The following is a 17,193-nucleotide window of genomic DNA, read 5'->3' on the forward strand; positions in this document are numbered from 1 at the left end:
CATGGGTACGAAGAACGTACTAGGCATCTGCGGCTCGCCCAAAACCGGTGCTCCCAGCGCCAGCGAGTTCCTCTGTCGACAGGCGATGCGAGGCGCAGAGGAGGTCGGCGCCACCACTCGTGTTATCCGGCTGATCGATTACCCGATCGTCGATTGCGACGGGTGCGGTGACTGCATGAACCGGACGCCATGTCACCTGTTCAAGCGACCAGAAGACCGCTATATCCAGCTTTATAAGAACATCAAGTGGGCTGACGCGTTCGTGTTTGCTTCCCCGGTGTATGCGCTGGGCCTGCCGTTCACCTGGAAACAGTGGCTGGATCGGTGCGAACCGGCCAACGCAGACGAGCTTCAGTACCAGTACTACAACTACGAGGTGGCCGCGGATGTCAAAGGCTCCGCGTTCCAGGGCAAGGTGGCTGCGCAGATTGTGACCTCGGCCGGGATCGGGCAAGAGTGGGCGATGGCCAGCCTGATGCCATTGTGGACCAACGTGAAACTGTCGGTGATCGCCAGCGTTGGCCTCAGCTTGATCGAATTCGACGAGCAGCCCGGCATCCGCACCAAGCCGTGGGGTCAAGGCGTGGAGAACGCAGAGTACGCCATCGAGATCAGCCGGCAGATCGGTCGCCGAGTGGCCAACGCGATCGGCTTCTCAACGTTCAACGTGAACGGCTCGTCACCTCGGCTGGGCGGCAGTGTCAACCGGGATATCAGCGACCATCTGACTCTGCTGACCGACCTGGACGATCGGCCAGCAGACATCTCCGACGGTCCCGGCGATCTCACCGTGCTTGTGGTCGCCGGACAGACGAAGAGCGAAGAAGCTCTGGAACGTGTTGGGCGCATCCGCAAGCTAGCTCCGGCGCTGGACGTTCGTCTGGTGGCGGCGGTAGACCAGTTGCCGCACTTCATCACCAGGGATTTCGTGAAGGGCAAGATCGCAGAGCAACGACATCCGTTCCCGGTGCTGATGGACTGGGAACGGCGGTTCGGCGGCGAGCTGGGTCTGTCCGCGAACGTGGAGCCACACCTGATCGTGGTTGACCGCCTGGGCCGGATGGTGCGGCAGATCTCCGGGACGCACACCACACGTGACGCCGTCACCGAAGTGCTGGCCGTGAGTAAGGATATCGCCGACCCAGGACCGGTTTCGGTACAGATCGGGATGGGAGAACCAAAATGACGGGAGAGGTGACCGCGTGCACCACCGTGCCCGCCCGGGCCACAGTGATCACGCTGCCAGACGGCGCGCAGCTCTTCGTCCGGGTGGACGAGGGTAACCCGGAGGCACCGCCGATGGTGTTCCTCCACGGAAACCGCGACAACCACACACATTTTGTGGAACTGGCAGCGCTGCTATCTGGGGAACGTCGTTGTGCCAGTGTTGATCTGCGCGGGCATGGGCTGTCTTCGAAGGAGGACGTACCGCTGTCCGCGCAACAGTGCTCCGACGATCTCGTGGCCGTACTGGACAAACTGAGTTGGCAGCGGGCTGTCCTGGTGGGGCACTCCTTGGGCTCGGTGGCCGCTATGCTGTTCGCGCTGGACCACCCCGACCGGGTCAGCTCGCTGGTGCTGATGGGGTCAGCTGCGCACTACGAGATGAAGTGGCAGCGGCCACCGGTGACTGAGGATACTTATCGGGAGGTGATCGCGCAGTCGAATGAGCGGGCCGGACCGTTTTTCTTCCTGCCGCAGTATCCCAAGGTGGCAGCGCGGGTAATCGCGAGCTGGTCGTGGGTGCCCTTTTCCGTGCACCGCAACCTCATCAAACTACGTCACCCGGATCTGCGGGAGCGCATCGCCGGCATCACCGCCCGCACCCTGGTGATCGCTGGCGATCAGGACCGGAGCACACCGGTGAGCGGCGCTGAACTGTTGGTGGAACGCATCCCCGACGCACAACTGCTCGTGATCTCAGACGCTGGTCATTTCATGTTCTTGGAACACCCCGTTGAGGTTGCATTGTCGATCAGAGACTGGCTCTCCTCCACCATCGAGTGAGTAACGCGCTACGCGGGCGCCTCGATCCAGTAGTGAAGGCTTCCGTGCGAAAGGAGAGAGCATGGCCGAGCGAACTGCTGGCGAGGCGAGGCCGGACAGCGTGTGGCAGTCGCCGCACCGCAACACCCTCATCGTGCTCACTGGCTGTGTGGTGCTGGTCTGGGCAGTGATGATGTCGGTCTTCCCGGCGTTGCCGCACATCGCCGCCGCACTCCGCTTCGATTCGGCAGGCCTGGGCGTACTGCTCGCGGTGTCGTCATTGGTGATGACGGTGCTGAGCGTGCCGGCGGGGGTGCTGGCGGACCGCTACGGCCGCAAGCCACCGATCACCGCAGGTCTCGCGCTCAGTGCGGTCGGCATCATCTTGGCGGGACTGCCTTGGTCCGGGCCGGCTTTGTTGATCATCGGATGGCTGATATTCGGCGTCGGCCGCGGTTTATTCATGTCGCCGACCTTCACGGTGCCAGCCGACCTGTTCTCGTTCCAGCAGCGTGGCAAAGCGATCGGCGTGCTCGCCGGTGGTATCGGCGCGGGCTCAGTCATCGGCTACGTGCTCGGAGGTGTGCTCTCGGCCGGCGGGAGCTGGCAGCTGGTGCTGTGGGTGGATGGCGTGCTCCTGGTGATCGCCACCGTTGTTGCAGCGATGTTGCCGGAGAGTCTGCAGGAAAAACTGCCGAACACGTTGCCTAAGGCGTTCGCGCAGACTTTCGGCTGGTTCACCAACAAGACCGTGGTGCTGTCCGGGCTGGTCGCCGGTGTCGCGTTCGCTGTCGGCGTAGCCGCCACCTTCCTGGTCCCGTTCAGCCTCACCGCCCTCAACGCGTCGGCCTGGCTCATCGCGTTCGTCTTCATCCCGTATGAGGTGGTGGCCTCGATAGGCACAACGGTGGCCGGTGCGATTTCCGACAAGATCGGCCGCAAGTCGGTGCTGATCGGCTGCATTGCGCTGGTCGTACTGGCGCTGGCACTGCTGCCGCTGGCCGGTGTGTCGGTGGTCAGCGTCGCCATCATCTACGCCTTCGTCGGATTGGCCGAGGGACCGGCCATCTCTATGACCACAACCATGGTCACCGACGAGGTGCTCGCGCTGGACCCGCGCCGGGTTGGCTCCGCGCTCGGCGCCAACCGGCTGGTCCAGGGCGTCGGCCCGATCCTCGGCCCGCTGGTGGGCGGCCTCCTGGTGCAGCAGCTCGGCATCGACGCCAGGTTCTGGGTGCTGGCCGCGGCCGGCGTGCTCGCGATGCAGCTGGCCCTGCCGCTGCGTGGCGTGCCGGCGAAGGCGGTTTCCGGATGAGCGCTTCCCCGCTGCGCCAGGAGTTCAAGGAGACCACCGTCGATGTGTCGGTTCCGCAACTGCGGAAGAACACCGCCGGGTTCTGGAAGCGTCACCAGGGCGATCCCGCGGCCGTGACCGCGGTGTTGATCGGTCTGTGGACGGGGGCAGCCGACACCAACGTGCGCATGGGCATCGCCATGACACTGGGACCGGCCGCACACACCGTCCCCGACGCGATGGAGTTTCTGTTGGGCACAGTGCCCGAGGACGACGACTGGCGCGTGCAGGAGGCGCTGGCAAAGGGGTTCGACTGGCTTTGTGCGGTACGCGGCTGGGAGAAGTCCCAGCAGGTAATCGAGCAGTGGTTGCAACATCAGCATCACCATGTGCGCCGAGCCGCGGCTGAGGGTCCGCGCGTGTGGACCAAACGCCCGTACTTCGCCGACCACCCAGACGATGCCCTGGAGCTGCTGGGGCGGCTGCGTGCCGACCCCAGTGAATACGTGCGAAAGTCTGTCGGGAACTCCCTATCCGACATCAGCAAGACCCATCCCGACCTGACCTTGGCGTCACTGAGCGAGTGGTCCCAGGAGCCCGAGGCCGCCTGGGTAATCACCCGTGCCTGCCGCCACCTCAAAGATATGCGCGCCGAGCAGACGAAGCGACTTCTCGCAGCGATGAAGGGATAGGGCCCGTGGCCATCAGTTCCGACGTTTTCTCGCTCCCCACCTTCGCCGGGTCCGTGGACGGGTCTCCCACCGCGATGTTTAAGCGGATCAGCGAGCTGACCGTACTCGCTGACCGGCTGGGCTTTAGTCGCGCGTGGTTTGCCGAGCACCACTTCCAGCCGCACGGCGGCATCCTGTCCGCGCCGGATGTGCTGATCGCCGCCTTGGCCGAGCGCGCGCCGCGGATCAGGTTCGGGCTCGGCGTCGTTCAGGTGCCGTATCACCACCCGCTGTCTGTCGCGGAACGGATCGCCACCCTCGACCAGGTCACCGGGGGCCGGGTCGAGCTTGGGCTGGGGCGGGCATTCCTCAAGTGTGAATATGACGGTTTCGGCATCCCGATGACGGAGAGTCGCGCTCGGTTCAACGAAGGCGTTGAGGTCATCGTGACCGCGCTGACTGGTAAGGAATTCGCCCACGACGGCAGGTTCTTCCAGTTCCCCGAGCTGCACGTGGAGCCGCCGTGCGTGCAGGAGCCGCCACCGGTGTGGGTTGCGGCGGCGACCACTCCCGAGACGTTCGAGTGGGCCGGGCGCAACGGCTTCAACCTGATGGTCGCGCCGTTGCTGTCGCCCGACCTGCCGTCGCTCGGCGAGAAGGTGAGCCTATACCTGAACGCGTGGACCAAGTCGGACCCGCCTCAGATCATCGCCAATGTGCACGTGCACGTGGCCGCAGAAGACGAGCAAGCGCTGACCGAGGCCGAGGCGCACCTGGGCCGGTACGTGGACGAGACCCGCGCCGCCGGTGCTTCGGCGATCGCCACCTTCCACCGCGACGGCGTACCCGCAGACTTCAAGCACTATCCGGCACTGGGCAAACGCTGGTTCGACTTCACGGTGCGTGGCGCCGTTAAACGCGGTGCGGTGGCCGTCGGCTCGCCCACGAACTGCCGGCACATCCTCAGCAGCCTGGTCGATCAGCTGCACTGCACTTCCATCGCCGCCACCTTCGACTTCGGCCAGCCGCAGGAGTTGGTGGAACAGTCCATGCTCCGCTACATGAACGAGGTCGCAGGCGCGCTATGAGCCACTTCCCTCTGCCTTTCCGGCTGGCGCTGCGGGGCCTGGGCGCGTTGAAGGTGCTCGGCCTGCGGCAGGGAGAACCGTTGCTGCCGCGCCTGCTGTTCATGGGTGCCGACCCCGGTGAGGCGGTTGACGCTCTGCGGCGCATCAGGTCCACGTCCGGCTGGGTGCATGAGTGGACCACCCTCAGCGATCGGCACGAGGAGCTGGGGCGGCTCGCCGTCGACCGCGGCGACTCGGTCGGCGCAGTGGAGAGCCTGACCCGCGCCGTGGCGTACCTGCGGGTCGCGGAGTACCTCGAGGTCGATGAACCGGCGCGGCGCCTGTTGTGGTCGCGTCTGGTGGCTGTAGCCGGGCTGGTCGCAGAGCACAGCACACCGCAGGTGATGCGACGGGAAATGCCGGTTCCCACTTTCTTGAGCCTTCCACCAACTGAAGAACCCGCGCCATGCGTGTTGACTTTGGGTGGCGTCGACGGTGTGAAGGAGGAATTCTTCGCTCTGCTGGCCGCCTACGCCGACCGGGGCTGGGCCGGGGTAGCGCTCGACCTGCCGGGCCAGGGAGAGCTACGTCGGTTCGGCGGCGTGCCCTGGCGGGCGGACGCGGAGACTGTCGTGTCGGCGGTGATCGACGAGCTGGTCACAATGCCGGAGATCGATCCGCGCCGAATCATTGTGGTCGGTGGCAGCGCAGGCGGCTACTTCGCCCTACGGGTCGCCGCCACCGACCATCGGATTGCCGGCTGTGCGGTGATCTCTGCGCCGGTGCGACTTTTGGACGTTTACGAGTCCGCGCCGGAACCGATTCCCCGCACCATCCGGTACAACCTGGGCACCGAGTCCGATAAGACAGCCCGGCAAGCCCTGCGCGCCTTTGATGCGGTGCCGATGCTCGGCGACATCGATTGCCCGGTGCTGCAGGTGCACGGCAGGCAGGACGGCACAGTCCCCATTAGTCAGATCGCGCCCGTGCAGGCGGCCCTGGGAAAGCGGGCCAGCGTCGTCGTCTACCCGGCGGGCGACCACATGTGCTTCAACCACCGACCCGTGTGGGAAGCAGCACTGCGGGGATGGCTGACTGAGCAGTTCGCTCACCAGTGCCGGACGCCGTGCTCGAACCCGTAGATGACCAGCTGTACCCGGTCGTGGCAGCCCAGCTTTTCGTGCAGGTGCCGGACATGGCTTTTCACTGTAGTGTAGCTGATCATCAGGCGCTCGGCGATTTCCTCGTTGCGCAGTCCGGAGACAACTAACTGCAGCACTTCCGACTCTCGTTCGGTGATGCTGGCAGGTTTCTTGGCGGTCTCACCCGGCTGCAGTTGGGATACGAACGCGGCGATGAGTCGTACTGTGGAGCTGGGAGAAAGCAGTGCTTCGCCGGAGTGCGCAGCCCGCAGTGCCGAGATAATTTTGTCCGGCGACGAATCTTTCACGATGAAGCCAGCTGCGCCTCGGCGCAGCGCTGTGAACAGGTACTCATCGTGGTCGAACATCGTGAACATCACGACCTTCACGCCGTCGCAACCACCGGGGCCGTTGATGTGTGACAGCGCCTCCAGGCCATCCATGCCGGGCATACGGATGTCCATCAGCACGACATCCGGCTTGAGTCGGCGGCACAGGTCTACCGCATGCGCACCGTCCTCGGCCTCGCCAACGATACTCATCCCGGCGCGCTCGCATAGCACGCTGCGTAACCCGATGCGGACCAGTTGCAGGTCGTCCACGAGCAACACTCGGATCATGGCTGTCGGCTCACCGGGGGAGGGACACTTCGATGGTGAATCTTTTGGCGGATTTTCGACGTGTGGTGAGGCGGCCGCCGCATCGGGTCACATCCAGGGCCAGGCCACGTAGACCGTGGCCGCGATGGAGATCGTCGAGCACCGGCCGTTCGGGTGCGCCAAAGCTCACAATCGTCACCACGATCTCGTCGCCGAATGCGCACCTAATCGACAGCCGTCCGCCTGTTCGGTGTTGTGCTGCATTGGTCACGCCTTCCATTACCACGCGTTCGAGTAGAAGTTCCTGAATTGGCGAAATGTCCGTTAGGTCGGGTCCGTTCACCGTCGTCGAGACGTCAGCCACCTCGCGTGGAATCCGCCCAGGGAGTCCCTTTATCCAGTGTGCGATCCCGTATGGAGACGGCCTCTCGACGTCACTTGAGTGCAGCAGGCTCGACGCTCGCCGTAGATTCCGTAGTGCCGACTCGGCGATCTCGGTGACGAGCGTCAGGTCGGCCCCGCTGCAGCTGTGGCCCTTTTCTTGCCAGATTCTGGTCTGCGCTGTGAGTAGGACCAAGTGGTGGCCAACGAGATCGTGCAGGACATCTGCGATGTGATCGGGGTCCGCTGGCCGTCGGGTCGTTTCCGTGGGTGCGTGTGACATTGCTGACCGCTGTAAGTGATCTTCCATTGGCCCCCCCCGAATTTGTCGATCCGCGCGAGTAGTCTCGTTCCGTCAAGGACCGTTGTTACGCGACAGAAAGTTCGGTCACCCGATGGTTGTAGTGCTCCGGCCTCAGTAATGATCAAAATTCTATACGAGGTGTGACCGGGTAGTTGCAGAATGGAGTTGAGAGTTTGTTAGATAACGCGGTAAACGAGTGATTAATCGGCGCAGGGTCAGGATGTGCGTCTCGTAGGAACAGTCCCCCGCCCAGCAAGCCATCTTGGTGCGTTCTTGCGAGTGGGTGAGGTTGACCCGGTGGGTTCGTCGCGCTCGCGACCCGTGCGCCGACGTACGTGCTCGGCGCTGCGGTCGTAGTGCCGCTCGTGGTGGCGTTGGGCGGGCTGATCGTCGCGGCTGCGGCCAGCCTGCTGGTGAAACCTACCCGCTCGGCCGCCGATCGTAGATGCCGGCGAGCTCACCGCCGCGGGGAGGACGGCGACTCCAAGACCGCCCGCGCCCGAGCCGGCGCCTATTCGCCTCGCTGCTGACGGAGGTTTCGGCGTTGGCGGTGATGGCGGCCGCCGTTGTGATCGCCCTGGTGTCAATGACGGGCTGAATCCGGTGGCAGCGGCCGCCTCAGCGTCTGCTGCGGTTTAGGCGGCGATGACGCCGGCGGCGCCATCACTGTTGGAGGACGACTGGTCCGGCCCGGGTGCTGGCGGGATGCGTCGGGCTCCGTGTCAGAAGCCCGACGCACCCGCTCGCCGTACCCAAAGTCATCGCGTTCAGGCGGTGCCACCTACTTGCTGCCAACATTCCGCACCTGTCAGCTCGCCGCGCGTTCCTCACCCCATACGTGTCAGGACCAGCAGTGCGAGCAAATGCCTTTCGCGTTTGCCCGCGCAGCACCCATGGTGGTCCAGATCGGCGGATGCACTTTGCGTCCCAGGTGACGTGCCACATTGACCGTGTGCTGGCATTTCACGCAGTCTGTGCTCCGGTGAATGTTGCGCTTCGGGCCGTCACAAATCTTGGCGTGTTCGGGTCTGCCGGCCACGCGGGGCTGTTTCAAGATCGTTTGGTGAGGTTGAGGATGTGGAATGGTCGGTGGATGAAGCGGCCTGCCCATCGGCTGGCTTCGGCGATGTGTCCGGACAACCGGGGGAACCTCAATCGTTGACCGCGACCAAAGCCGCGTCGTCCGTTCCGCCCGAAATGCCGCACCAGACCACCGTCCCGGTGAACACCCGCGGTCGGCCCGGGTGGAACACCGACACCGGCGCCCGGACCGTGGCCACTACATGCGCCGAGGTCAAACCAGACCCGGTGCGACCTCATAACCCGACCCCGGCCCACCCGGACCGGTGACCGCGGTGACCCTCTCCCGCACCCCACGAGTGCCGTTCAGCGTTCAACGTGGCCAGGCACCTCGCCGGCCCCACCGACTGAGCGTGGTCACCGGCGACCAGGAGATCCCCGGCCCGGGCACCCGCGTCGGCGCCGGCATTGGCTCGTCCCGCGCCGAGGCTGCTGTGTTCGTCGACTCAATCTCCATACACCCACAGTCGCACCTCGCACACGACTTGCAACACGGCTCTCCGGAGACAAACCACGAAACGGTCAGATGGCCAGCCTGCCCAACGAATCGCCGGCTGCCGAAACCGACAGACGCAGATCCGGATGGCTGGCGATCCTGGAGCGAATACCGCACGATCGAATACGTGCACTGCACCAGCAAATTGGGCGACGTTGCCGTCGTACAACGACTTTGCTGCTTCCGCAGCCGGCTTCTGAACAGTTAGCCGCGCCTCTACAGAGCGGGGTCAGTGTCTGGCAGTGCGGTCGAACACGACGAGGTCCCAGCCGGTCGCGATCATGAGCTCCCCGGTAGGCCCGAATGCCGCGGCGCCGATCCCGCGGAAGTCGAAGACGGCGACCTCGTCGCCGGTGGCGAGGTCCCAGACCCGTGCGGTGGTGTCGTAGCCAGCGGTGATGGCGACGGGGTGGTCGTTGAGGCTGGTGCAGGCCACCGCATGGACCGGGCCGCTGTGGCCGGTGAAGGTGGTGAGTTGTTCGCCGGTGGCGAGGTCCCAGACCCGTGCGGTGTTGTCGTCGCTGGCGGTGACGGCGACCGCGCGGCCGTCGAGGCTGATGCAGGCCACCGCCTGGACCGGCCAGGTGTGGCCGGTGAAAGTGGTGTACAGGGCCGGGACGGCTTGCTGTCCGGTTGCCCAGCGTGGTCGCCATATCAGCGGTGCGGACAAATCGTGCTGGAGTCGTGTGGCTCGGAACCGGGTGGCGTCGGCAGCGAGGACCTGGCGGCGTCGCGGTGGTGGTAGATGGCGGTGGAGGTCGGCGGTGCAGCGGTAGACCGCGGAGGTGAGTACGCCGGTATCGGTGCTGGTCTGGTGTAGGGCCTGAAGGAGCGTGTCGGGTTCGGCGTACACGAGGTAGTCAGCGTCGGGGACCATGGCGTCGATCTCGCCTGCGAGGGCGGCGTGGGTTGCGAGGTGCCGCAGGGTGTAAGGGTGGGCGCGGGTCCAATCCCGGTGGCCGTCGAGGGTGCCTGGTACGCGGGTGAGCAGGACCTCGGCGATGGCGTGATGCAGGGCCGTGGCGTCGATGCCATCGCGGAGATGGTCGGCGAGGGCTTGGTGGTAGAGCCGGTAGGTGGAGCGGCCATCCTCAGCGGTCCACGACATAGGAGCCGGCGTGTTCGCGTAGCCAGAGCAGGTCCTCGTCGCTGTAGGCAGTGCCAGCTGCTCGGGAGGCGACCGCGGCCCAGATGTCTTCCCACGGAAGTCCCTGGCCTTGGGCGAACGCGAGTGGGCGGAGAAGGTTGCGGACTTTGGTGGCATTGTCGCCGAGGCGGGTTTCGAGGTCGCGGTGCATCGCCTCGCCCGGCAGCTGGGGAAGAGTCCGGCGCCAGGCAGGATCACCTGGGTCGGCGGCCCGGTCTTGGGCGGCGAGGGTGGCGCTGGTGATCCGCACGACCAGGAAGGAGGGGTGGGCGGCCTCGGCGACCGCGTCCGCGACCGCACGCAGTGGCTGAGGTCCCCCATTGCGGTAAGGGCTGTCCGGGTGGGCTTCGAGCAGGCCACGGGCGGCATAGGTGGTAAGCGCCGGCAGGTCTGCATACCGGTCGGCGTCCAAATCGACCGTGTCCTCGCGTCGTAGTCCGAGACGGTCGAGCAAGAAGTCCCGGGTACCGATCAGCAGCCGTATTTTTCCCCGCCCCGTGGTCGATGAGGGGGCGGAGTAGGCGGCGGGTGAGGTGGTCGGGGTCGGCGGCTTCGTCGAGGGCGTCGATGAGCACGGTCAGCGGGCTGCTGGTGTCTTCGAGCGCTTCTAGTAGCTGGCCGGGCGTAGCGGCGCGGACGTGGATGGCGGCCGCGATGCCGGCCAGCACCTGGTCGGTGGTCAGGCTCTGGGCATAGATCGCGACATCCACCGCTTCGGGTGCGGGGACGGCCGCGGAGGGAAGCCCAAGTGTGTGCAGCGGAACGGTGGCGCGGCGCTGGGGGTGGGTGAGGGTGGCGATCAGGCCGAGAACGGCGGTCTTGCCGGATCCGGGGTTGCCGGTGACGGCCTGCAGCGGCCGGGACGGGTCGGGGTGGTGCAGCCAGGCGGTGATGTCGAGCAGTGCGGCGTGGCGGCCGGCGAACCACCAGCTGCCGGTGCCGTTGCTGCTACCACCCATCGCCCGGACCAGCAGCCGCGTCCGGAGTTCGACGTCACGGCGCTCGGCCTGGGCCTCGAATTCGCTGGCGTGCTGGATGGCCAGGTCGACCTCGGTCATCCGCCGGTCGTGGCGTGGGTTGGGCAGGAACGGCGGGATCTCCCCGCTCAAACCAGTGACAGTGTGGCCGATTGTCTGGTGGCTGGGTTTGTCTTCGCTGGTGTTCATCGCTTTCACGATCGAGTCCAGCGGCAAGGTCGACGGGTTGTGACCGGCGGTCGGCAAGGCCCGGACGGCGTCGCGCAGCAACCGCGGAAACGCTCCCGTTGCGGCTTGCTCATACGACTGCGCGGAGGTGATCACAGCCAGGCCCGCGCCATGGTCGTTGCCCCAGCTGCGAGTCATGGTGGTGATGGCGGCTGCGGTGAGTTCGCTGCCACCCCGGCCGGAGTAGCAGGTGTCCAGCATGAGCAGCACCCGGCGGACCCCGGTCTTGAGCAACATCTTGCGGGCTAGCTCCGCCGTGGGCAGCGCGTCCTCGACGTCATCGGGATCGACGTCGGTGGTCAGCAGCACATGTTCGTGGGTGTCGTCGAGGACCTCGCCGTGACTGCCGATGTAGACGGCCACGATGTCGTCGGGCTGTCGGGCCTTGTCACGGCAGAACGCACGCAACAAGGTGGTCAGCTGCTCCCGGGTCGGGTTTAGTCCCAGGGTGCTGACGTGCTGGTAGCCAAGGTCGTCGGTGAACAGCTTGATGATCTCGTCGCAGGCCTTGACCAGCCCGGGCCGGTCCCACTGCGGCGCCATCGGATACTGCGCGACGGCTGTCGCGATCAAGTAGCGCCGCGGCTGATCGCCGTCATCGTGCACCCAGGCCTCCCGCGATCGCGGCGCCGGTGAGTTTGTCGGTGAGGTAGGCGGTGACGGTGTGGGCGTGAGCGCCGTTGTGCACCACGGCGTTGATCACCCGCGGGCCGAACCCCGGTCGCAGGTCCTTCTCGAGCGCGACGACATCCCCGTAATCGGCCACGTTCGTCCACACCAGCGTGTCTGAGCCAGGCCAGGCGCCGAGCCCGTCGCGTGGTCGCGGGTCCAGCTGGCCGAAGATCAGGTTCGCGATTCCCAGCGGTGACCCGAGAGTCGCCAGCGCCTGTACCTGGTGGTCCGGCATCGCCGCCAGGGCTTCGTAGGCGACCACTGATCCGAGTGAGTGCGCCACGACGACCTGGGTGTCTGCTGTGATCAGCTTCCGGACCGCTGCTCGCGCTGCGTCTCGCAGTTGTTGGTCCTGTAGGTAGCGGCGGACCTGTTTGAGGTCGAACACCAACGCCCGCAACGCCAAGCCACCGAAGAACCGCGATCGGGACAGCTGCCGCAGCGCCGCCTGCACCGAGCTCGACGCACGCACCAGCGTGTCCGCCTCCGGCGGCGCCACCTTCGGATCCACCCTCGCGGCCCCCCGCCACCACGCCAGCAGCAGTTCTTCTTCCAGACCTGGGTCGACGTCGGCCGCGGTGAACATCGGGTCCCCGACCGCCAGCATCTCCCCGGCCGGGCGGAACAGGTCCCCGTAAAAGCCCATCGACATGTCGTCGGCGGTAGCTGAGTCGCCGTGACCGGCGCGGGTGAGCCCGTCCAGCAGTGCGGGCGTCCATTCCCGCAACAGTGACTGCTCGCTGGCGACCTGCTGGCCGATTCCGTGCATGCACACGATCCGCCCCACCACGCCTCCCATCGCGAGAGCGCACGAGTCTACGGTGCGCCATGGCTGGTGATCGCTGGTCGCGCTGACCATGTTCCGGTGCGCACTGCCTGCCACTCGATTGGCCCAGCGAGGGACGGTGGTGGGCAAAGGTTGCCAGACCGCCACGACGAGATGCAGTGCCTCGAACAAGCGAGGGCCTCCGCTGGAATAGCGCACCTTCGAATACATGCACTACCCCAGCAGGCGCTACTGTGACCGACCACGTTGCCTGTCATCGTCTGGGAGGTTCGACCAGGCGTCTCAGATCCTGTTGGCAGCAGCTGTTGTCACCAAACGACCACGGTAGTTGTCACCGCACGACCGGGCCCTTCGTTCGCCGCGTCTCGCACCGCCCCTTAGTTGCTGTGCGACAGGTCTCAACTACTTTTCGCAGCGTCGGTTGACCCTGGCGAACTCGGCCCTGCAATGCAGGCGTGGGACGCTGATTGGCATCGAGAAGGGATGTCGGCGCATGACATTGGACTGGTCCAAGATCGGGGCGAACGGGCATGAACCGTTGCTGCGCCCCCGCGACATCTACGCCGCTCTGCCGCACCGGCCGTGGCCCTACCTCCGGCAGGAACAAGGCGAGGTGCTGGAGAAGTGGTACCTCCGCAAGGACGACCGCGACATCGTGATCAAGCAGAACACCGGCGGCGGCAAGACCGTCGCTGGGCTGCTGATCGCGCAGAGCACGCTGAACGAAGGCGTCGGCCGGGCCGTGTACCTCGCCCCTGACACCTACCTCGCCACCCGGGTCCGCCAGGAGGCGAGTCGGCTTGGCCTGCCCGTGGTCAACGACCCCGATGACCCCGACTTCCATGGTCGGCAAGCCATTCTTGTCACGACGTTCCAGACCTTGGTCAACGGCAAGTCCCGATTCGGGGTCACCGGCGACGGCCGCGAGCCGCTCGATCTTGGCGTCGTCATCGTCGACGACGCCCACGCGGCATTGGCCACGACAGAAGACCAGTTCCGCCTCAAGGTCCCGCCCGGTCACGACGCGCACAACGCCCTGCTGGACCTGTTCGCCGACGACCTGAAACAGCAGTCGATCAAGGCGTGGGAAGACATTCAGTACGGTGACTACACCGCCGCGCAGCGAATCCCGTCCTGGGCTTGGGCCACCAAGATCAGCCAGGTGATGTCGATCCTCTACCCGCACCGGCTGGAGGACGCGTTCAAATTCGAGTGGCCGCTGATCGCCGACGTGCTGCACCTCTGCGCCGCGACGGTCACAAGCCGCGGTATCGAGATCCGACCGCCGGTTCCCTCGATCAGCAAAATCCCTTCCTTCACCAACGCCCGCCGGCGCGTGTACCTGACCGCGACCCTCGCCGACGACAGCATTCTGGTCACCGACCTCGACGCCAATCCCGCGCTGTTATCCCGGGCTGTGACGCCCGGCAGTGCCGCCGACCTCGGCGACCGGATGATCTTGGCCCCCATCGCGCTGAACTCGTCCCTCGATCCCGAGGCGATCCGGATGCTGGCCAAGCAGTTCTCCCTCGGCGACCGCAACGGCGACGGGTTCGTGGACTCCCGGTCAGTCAACGTGGTCGTCCTGGTGCCCAGCGCCAAGGTCGCGAGGACCTGGGAGCGGTTCGCCGACCGCACCTTCAACGTCAAGACCCTCGAAGCCGGCGTCGCCGAGCTGCGCGCGGGCCACGTCGGTGTTGTCGTGCTGATCAACAAGTACGACGGCGTCGACCTGCCGAAAAAAGCCTGCGAGCTGTTGATCATCGATGGCATCCCCGAACCGATGGACGGCGTCGAGCAGCGCGAGGCTGCCGCGCTGGCCAACAGCCCCACGCGCCGGATCCGCGAAGTGCAGCGCATCGAGCAGGGCATGGGCCGCGGGGTCCGCGACAGCGACGACCACTGCGCGGTACTACTGGTCGGCTCGAAGCTGGCCATGGCCACTCGCGACCCGGACTGGAAGAAGCTGTTCTCCCCGGCGACCCGCGCGCAGCTCGATCTCAGCAACCAGGTCGCGGTCCAGCTCAAGGGCCAGGGTCTCGACGCCGTCCGATCGGCATTGACTGCGTGCCTGGATCGGGACCCAAATTGGGTCGAACGCAGCCGTCGCGCGCTGGCCGAGATCCGCTACGTCGACACCGGGACGATCCGCCCGGAGGCCATCGCGATCCGCGCTGCGTTCGACCTGGCCTCCGCCGGCCAGTACAGCGCGGCGGCCGATGAGATCCAGCGTGCCATCAACGGCATCGAGGACACGCTGCTACGGGGCCTGCTGCGCGAACAGAAGGCCAGCTACCTGCACCACGTCAACCCTCAGCTCGCCCAGCAGCAGCAAGGCCTCGCCGTCCAGGAGAACGGCGCACTGCTCAAGCCAATGGTCGGGGTGACGACCGTGCGAGTCCAGGCTGTTGTCGCGCAGGCCCAGGCCGCCGCCGCGTTCCTCACCGCCGAGTACGGCACCGACGGCGTGCAGTTGGTGCTCGGCATCAACGCCACCCTCGCCGACATCGAGTGGGACGAAGACCGCACACCCCAGGCAGAAGCTGCCTGGGAACGGCTCGGATCGCACCTGGGGTTCACGTCGACCCGGCCGGAGAAGCTGTACGGCAAAGGCCCGGACAACCTCTGGGCACTGGCCGGAGACCGCCACGCTGTCATCGAGATGAAGACGGGCTGCACCACCGACATGATCGCGAAGAAGGACGTCGACCAGCTCGGCGGCTCCGTCCGCTGGGACCAGGACAACCACCCTGGCATCACCAGCATCCCGATCATGGTGCACCCCAGCCGGATCGTGAATCACCAGGGAACGCCAGTGCCCGGAATGCGAGTGATCACGGCCGCCAAACTCGACGAGCTCAAGGCCGCGGTGCGGTCGTTTGCCGTGGCGCTGGCTGATGGGCAAGGCCGCTGGTACGACGAGCAGGGAGTGTCGGTGCAGCTCACCCAGGCACGGCTGACCGCCGGAAAATTTCTCAACTCGTTCACCGAGGTCAACCTGGTCGAATCCTGACAACACCGAGGTCACAGCTGCTGTGGGTGGCTAATGGACGAATTCGACGACCAGGCGGTCGAACCGGTGCGCAAGGCACTGCGCCGTGGCGGCAGCCGCATCGACGACGAGCCGACCACGAGGGTGGGCGTGGCCCAGGGACTAGGGAGTGTCCTGTAAGTGATCTAGCTGCGGTCCGGTTGGATTGCGAACGTGGTTGGTCGCGGTGAGTTGACGGAGAAGGCGTGGGCGGTGATCGAGCCGTTGCTGCCGCCTCAGCAAGGCGGTGGGCGGCGGTGGCGGGATCACCGTCAGGTGATCAACGCGATCCTGTGGAAGCTGCGCACCGGTGCTCCGTGGCGCGACCTGCCCGAACGTTACGGTCCGTGGAAGACTGCGCATGAGCGGCTTCGGTTGTGGACCAAGGACGGCACCTGGGCTCGGATCCTGGACCGGGTGATCGTCAAAGACGACGCCGTCGGCGACCTCGAATGGATCATCTCGATCGACTCCAGCGTGGTCCGGGCGCACCAGCACTCCGCTGGCGCCCGGAAAAAAGGGGATGCGCAGGCGACATCGAAGCCCTCGCCGTCGACGGCGAAGGACTCGGCCGGTCCCGCGGCGGGCTGAGCACCAAATCCACCTGGCCGTGGACGGGCGTGGCCTGCCCATGCGGTTCCTGCTCACCGCGGGCCAAGCCGGGGACAATCCGCAGTTGCTGCCGCTGCTGGACGGCATCAGCGTCGACCGGATCGGGTCAGGGCGTCCGCGGTGCCGGCCGGAGACGGTGATCGCGGACAAGGCATATTCGCATCCCTCGACCCGCCGCGCGATGCGGGACCGGCGGATCAGCTTCGTCAGCCCCGAGCGGGATGACCAGATCGCCCGCCGAGCGGCCAAGGGCTCCCGTGGCGGGCGACCACCAGCTTTCAATGCCGAGGTCTACAAGCAGCGCAACGTGGTTGAACGCTGCTTCAACCGCCTCAAACAGTTCCGCGACTTGGCGACCCGCTATGCCAAACGCGCTGCTTACTACCAGGCCGAACTCACCATCGCGGCGATCGTGCTCTGGCTCCGATGACTTACAGGACAGCTCCTAGGCGCTGTTCCTGAGGCGTCAGCGGATCGGGCGTATCTGCAGCACGGACCATGACCATGAGGTCGGTGGGTAGGCACGCGGGCGTTACTGTCGGGCGGCCCGACCATGCACGGCGTTGCGGGAGGCCACGTAGACCTGGCACGTCCGCATCAGGGCAAGCCGCTGGTTGTAGTTGAGCGCCGGCCAGAACCATGGCGGGTCCTCGGTCCCTCGTGGCGCTCCAGCAGCAACGCGACGTCGGCCGGTCGGACGCGGCTGCGCTCGTCGTCGC

At 66.0% G+C, this 17,193-nt stretch carries 14 protein-coding genes and 1 pseudogene; 9 read left to right on the top strand and 6 right to left on the bottom strand.

All coding sequences use genetic code 11. The features are described 5' to 3' along the window. Window position 1: 1 nt before the first annotated feature. From OHS58_RS10215 to OHS58_RS10240, 6 genes are all read left to right on the top strand, one after another. Window positions 2–1,186 carry an NAD(P)H-dependent oxidoreductase gene (locus tag OHS58_RS10215; RefSeq protein WP_328648049.1) on the top strand — a complete coding sequence of 395 codons (1,185 nt, stop codon included), beginning with the start codon at window positions 2–4 and terminating at the stop codon, window positions 1,184–1,186. Further along, window positions 1,183–2,007: an alpha/beta fold hydrolase gene (locus OHS58_RS10220; RefSeq protein WP_328648050.1), complete on the top strand. Its 825-nt coding sequence runs from the start codon at window positions 1,183–1,185 to the stop codon at window positions 2,005–2,007. Before OHS58_RS10215 ends, OHS58_RS10220 begins: the two co-directional genes overlap by 4 nt. Before the next feature lie 61 nt (window positions 2,008–2,068). Beyond that, on the top strand, window positions 2,069–3,301 hold the full coding sequence (locus tag OHS58_RS10225) for an MFS transporter (protein WP_328648051.1): 1,233 nt from the start codon (window positions 2,069–2,071) through the stop codon (window positions 3,299–3,301). Beyond that, window positions 3,298–3,972: a DNA alkylation repair protein gene (locus tag OHS58_RS10230; RefSeq protein WP_328648052.1), complete on the top strand. Its 675-nt coding sequence runs from the start codon at window positions 3,298–3,300 to the stop codon at window positions 3,970–3,972. Before OHS58_RS10225 ends, OHS58_RS10230 begins: the two co-directional genes overlap by 4 nt. Before the next feature lie 5 nt (window positions 3,973–3,977). After that, window positions 3,978–5,039 (top strand): LLM class flavin-dependent oxidoreductase, encoded by a 1,062-nt coding sequence (locus OHS58_RS10235; RefSeq protein ID WP_328648053.1) that lies wholly within the window; start codon window positions 3,978–3,980, stop codon window positions 5,037–5,039. Continuing rightward, entirely contained in the window at window positions 5,036–6,160 is a 1,125-nt protein-coding gene (locus OHS58_RS10240; RefSeq protein ID WP_328648054.1) for an alpha/beta hydrolase family protein, read from the top strand. The genes OHS58_RS10235 and OHS58_RS10240 overlap by 4 nt, the downstream gene beginning before the upstream one ends. Here the strand turns inward: OHS58_RS10240 and OHS58_RS10245 are convergent. The 6 genes from OHS58_RS10245 to OHS58_RS10270 form a co-directional block, all read right to left on the bottom strand. Further along, on the bottom strand, window positions 6,127–6,762 hold the full coding sequence (locus OHS58_RS10245) for a response regulator transcription factor (protein ID WP_328648055.1): 636 nt from the start codon (window positions 6,760–6,762) through the stop codon (window positions 6,127–6,129). The two genes, OHS58_RS10240 and OHS58_RS10245, sit on opposite strands and share 34 nt — an antisense overlap. A gap of 28 nt (window positions 6,763–6,790) precedes the next feature. Continuing rightward, entirely contained in the window at window positions 6,791–7,123 is a 333-nt protein-coding gene (locus tag OHS58_RS10250) for a hypothetical protein (RefSeq protein ID WP_328648056.1), read from the bottom strand. 2,126 nt (window positions 7,124–9,249) lie between these two features. Beyond that, window positions 9,250–10,128, bottom strand: coding sequence for a WD40 repeat domain-containing protein (locus OHS58_RS10255; RefSeq protein WP_328648057.1), 879 nt, complete (start codon window positions 10,126–10,128; stop codon window positions 9,250–9,252). Next, the gene (locus OHS58_RS10260; protein ID WP_328648058.1) at window positions 10,112–10,318 is read right to left on the bottom strand and encodes a hypothetical protein; all 207 of its coding nucleotides are present in this window, start codon (window positions 10,316–10,318) and stop codon (window positions 10,112–10,114) included. The genes OHS58_RS10255 and OHS58_RS10260 overlap by 17 nt, the downstream gene beginning before the upstream one ends. 43 nt (window positions 10,319–10,361) lie before the next feature. After that, window positions 10,362–11,978: a caspase family protein gene (locus OHS58_RS10265; RefSeq protein WP_328648059.1), complete on the bottom strand. Its 1,617-nt coding sequence runs from the start codon at window positions 11,976–11,978 to the stop codon at window positions 10,362–10,364. Next, window positions 11,968–13,002, bottom strand: coding sequence for a hypothetical protein (locus OHS58_RS10270; RefSeq protein WP_328648060.1), 1,035 nt, complete (start codon window positions 13,000–13,002; stop codon window positions 11,968–11,970). The genes OHS58_RS10265 and OHS58_RS10270 overlap by 11 nt, the downstream gene beginning before the upstream one ends. Window positions 13,003–13,324: 322 nt before the next feature. On the opposite strand from OHS58_RS10270, the gene OHS58_RS10275 reads away from it, so the two are divergent. From OHS58_RS10275 to OHS58_RS10285, 3 genes and pseudogenes are all read left to right on the top strand, one after another. Beyond that, entirely contained in the window at window positions 13,325–15,844 is a 2,520-nt protein-coding gene (locus OHS58_RS10275; RefSeq protein ID WP_328648061.1) for a DEAD/DEAH box helicase, read from the top strand. A 33-nt stretch (window positions 15,845–15,877) separates the two neighbouring features. After that, window positions 15,878–16,003 (top strand): hypothetical protein, encoded by a 126-nt coding sequence (locus tag OHS58_RS10280; protein ID WP_328648062.1) that lies wholly within the window; start codon window positions 15,878–15,880, stop codon window positions 16,001–16,003. A 33-nt stretch (window positions 16,004–16,036) separates the two neighbouring features. Beyond that, window positions 16,037–16,904: pseudogene (locus tag OHS58_RS10285) on the top strand (IS5 family transposase). The last annotated feature ends 289 nt before the right edge of the window (window positions 16,905–17,193 follow it).

It is taken from the genome of Amycolatopsis sp. NBC_00348 (assembly GCF_036114655.1).
GTDB lineage: Bacteria > Actinomycetota > Actinomycetes > Mycobacteriales > Pseudonocardiaceae > Amycolatopsis.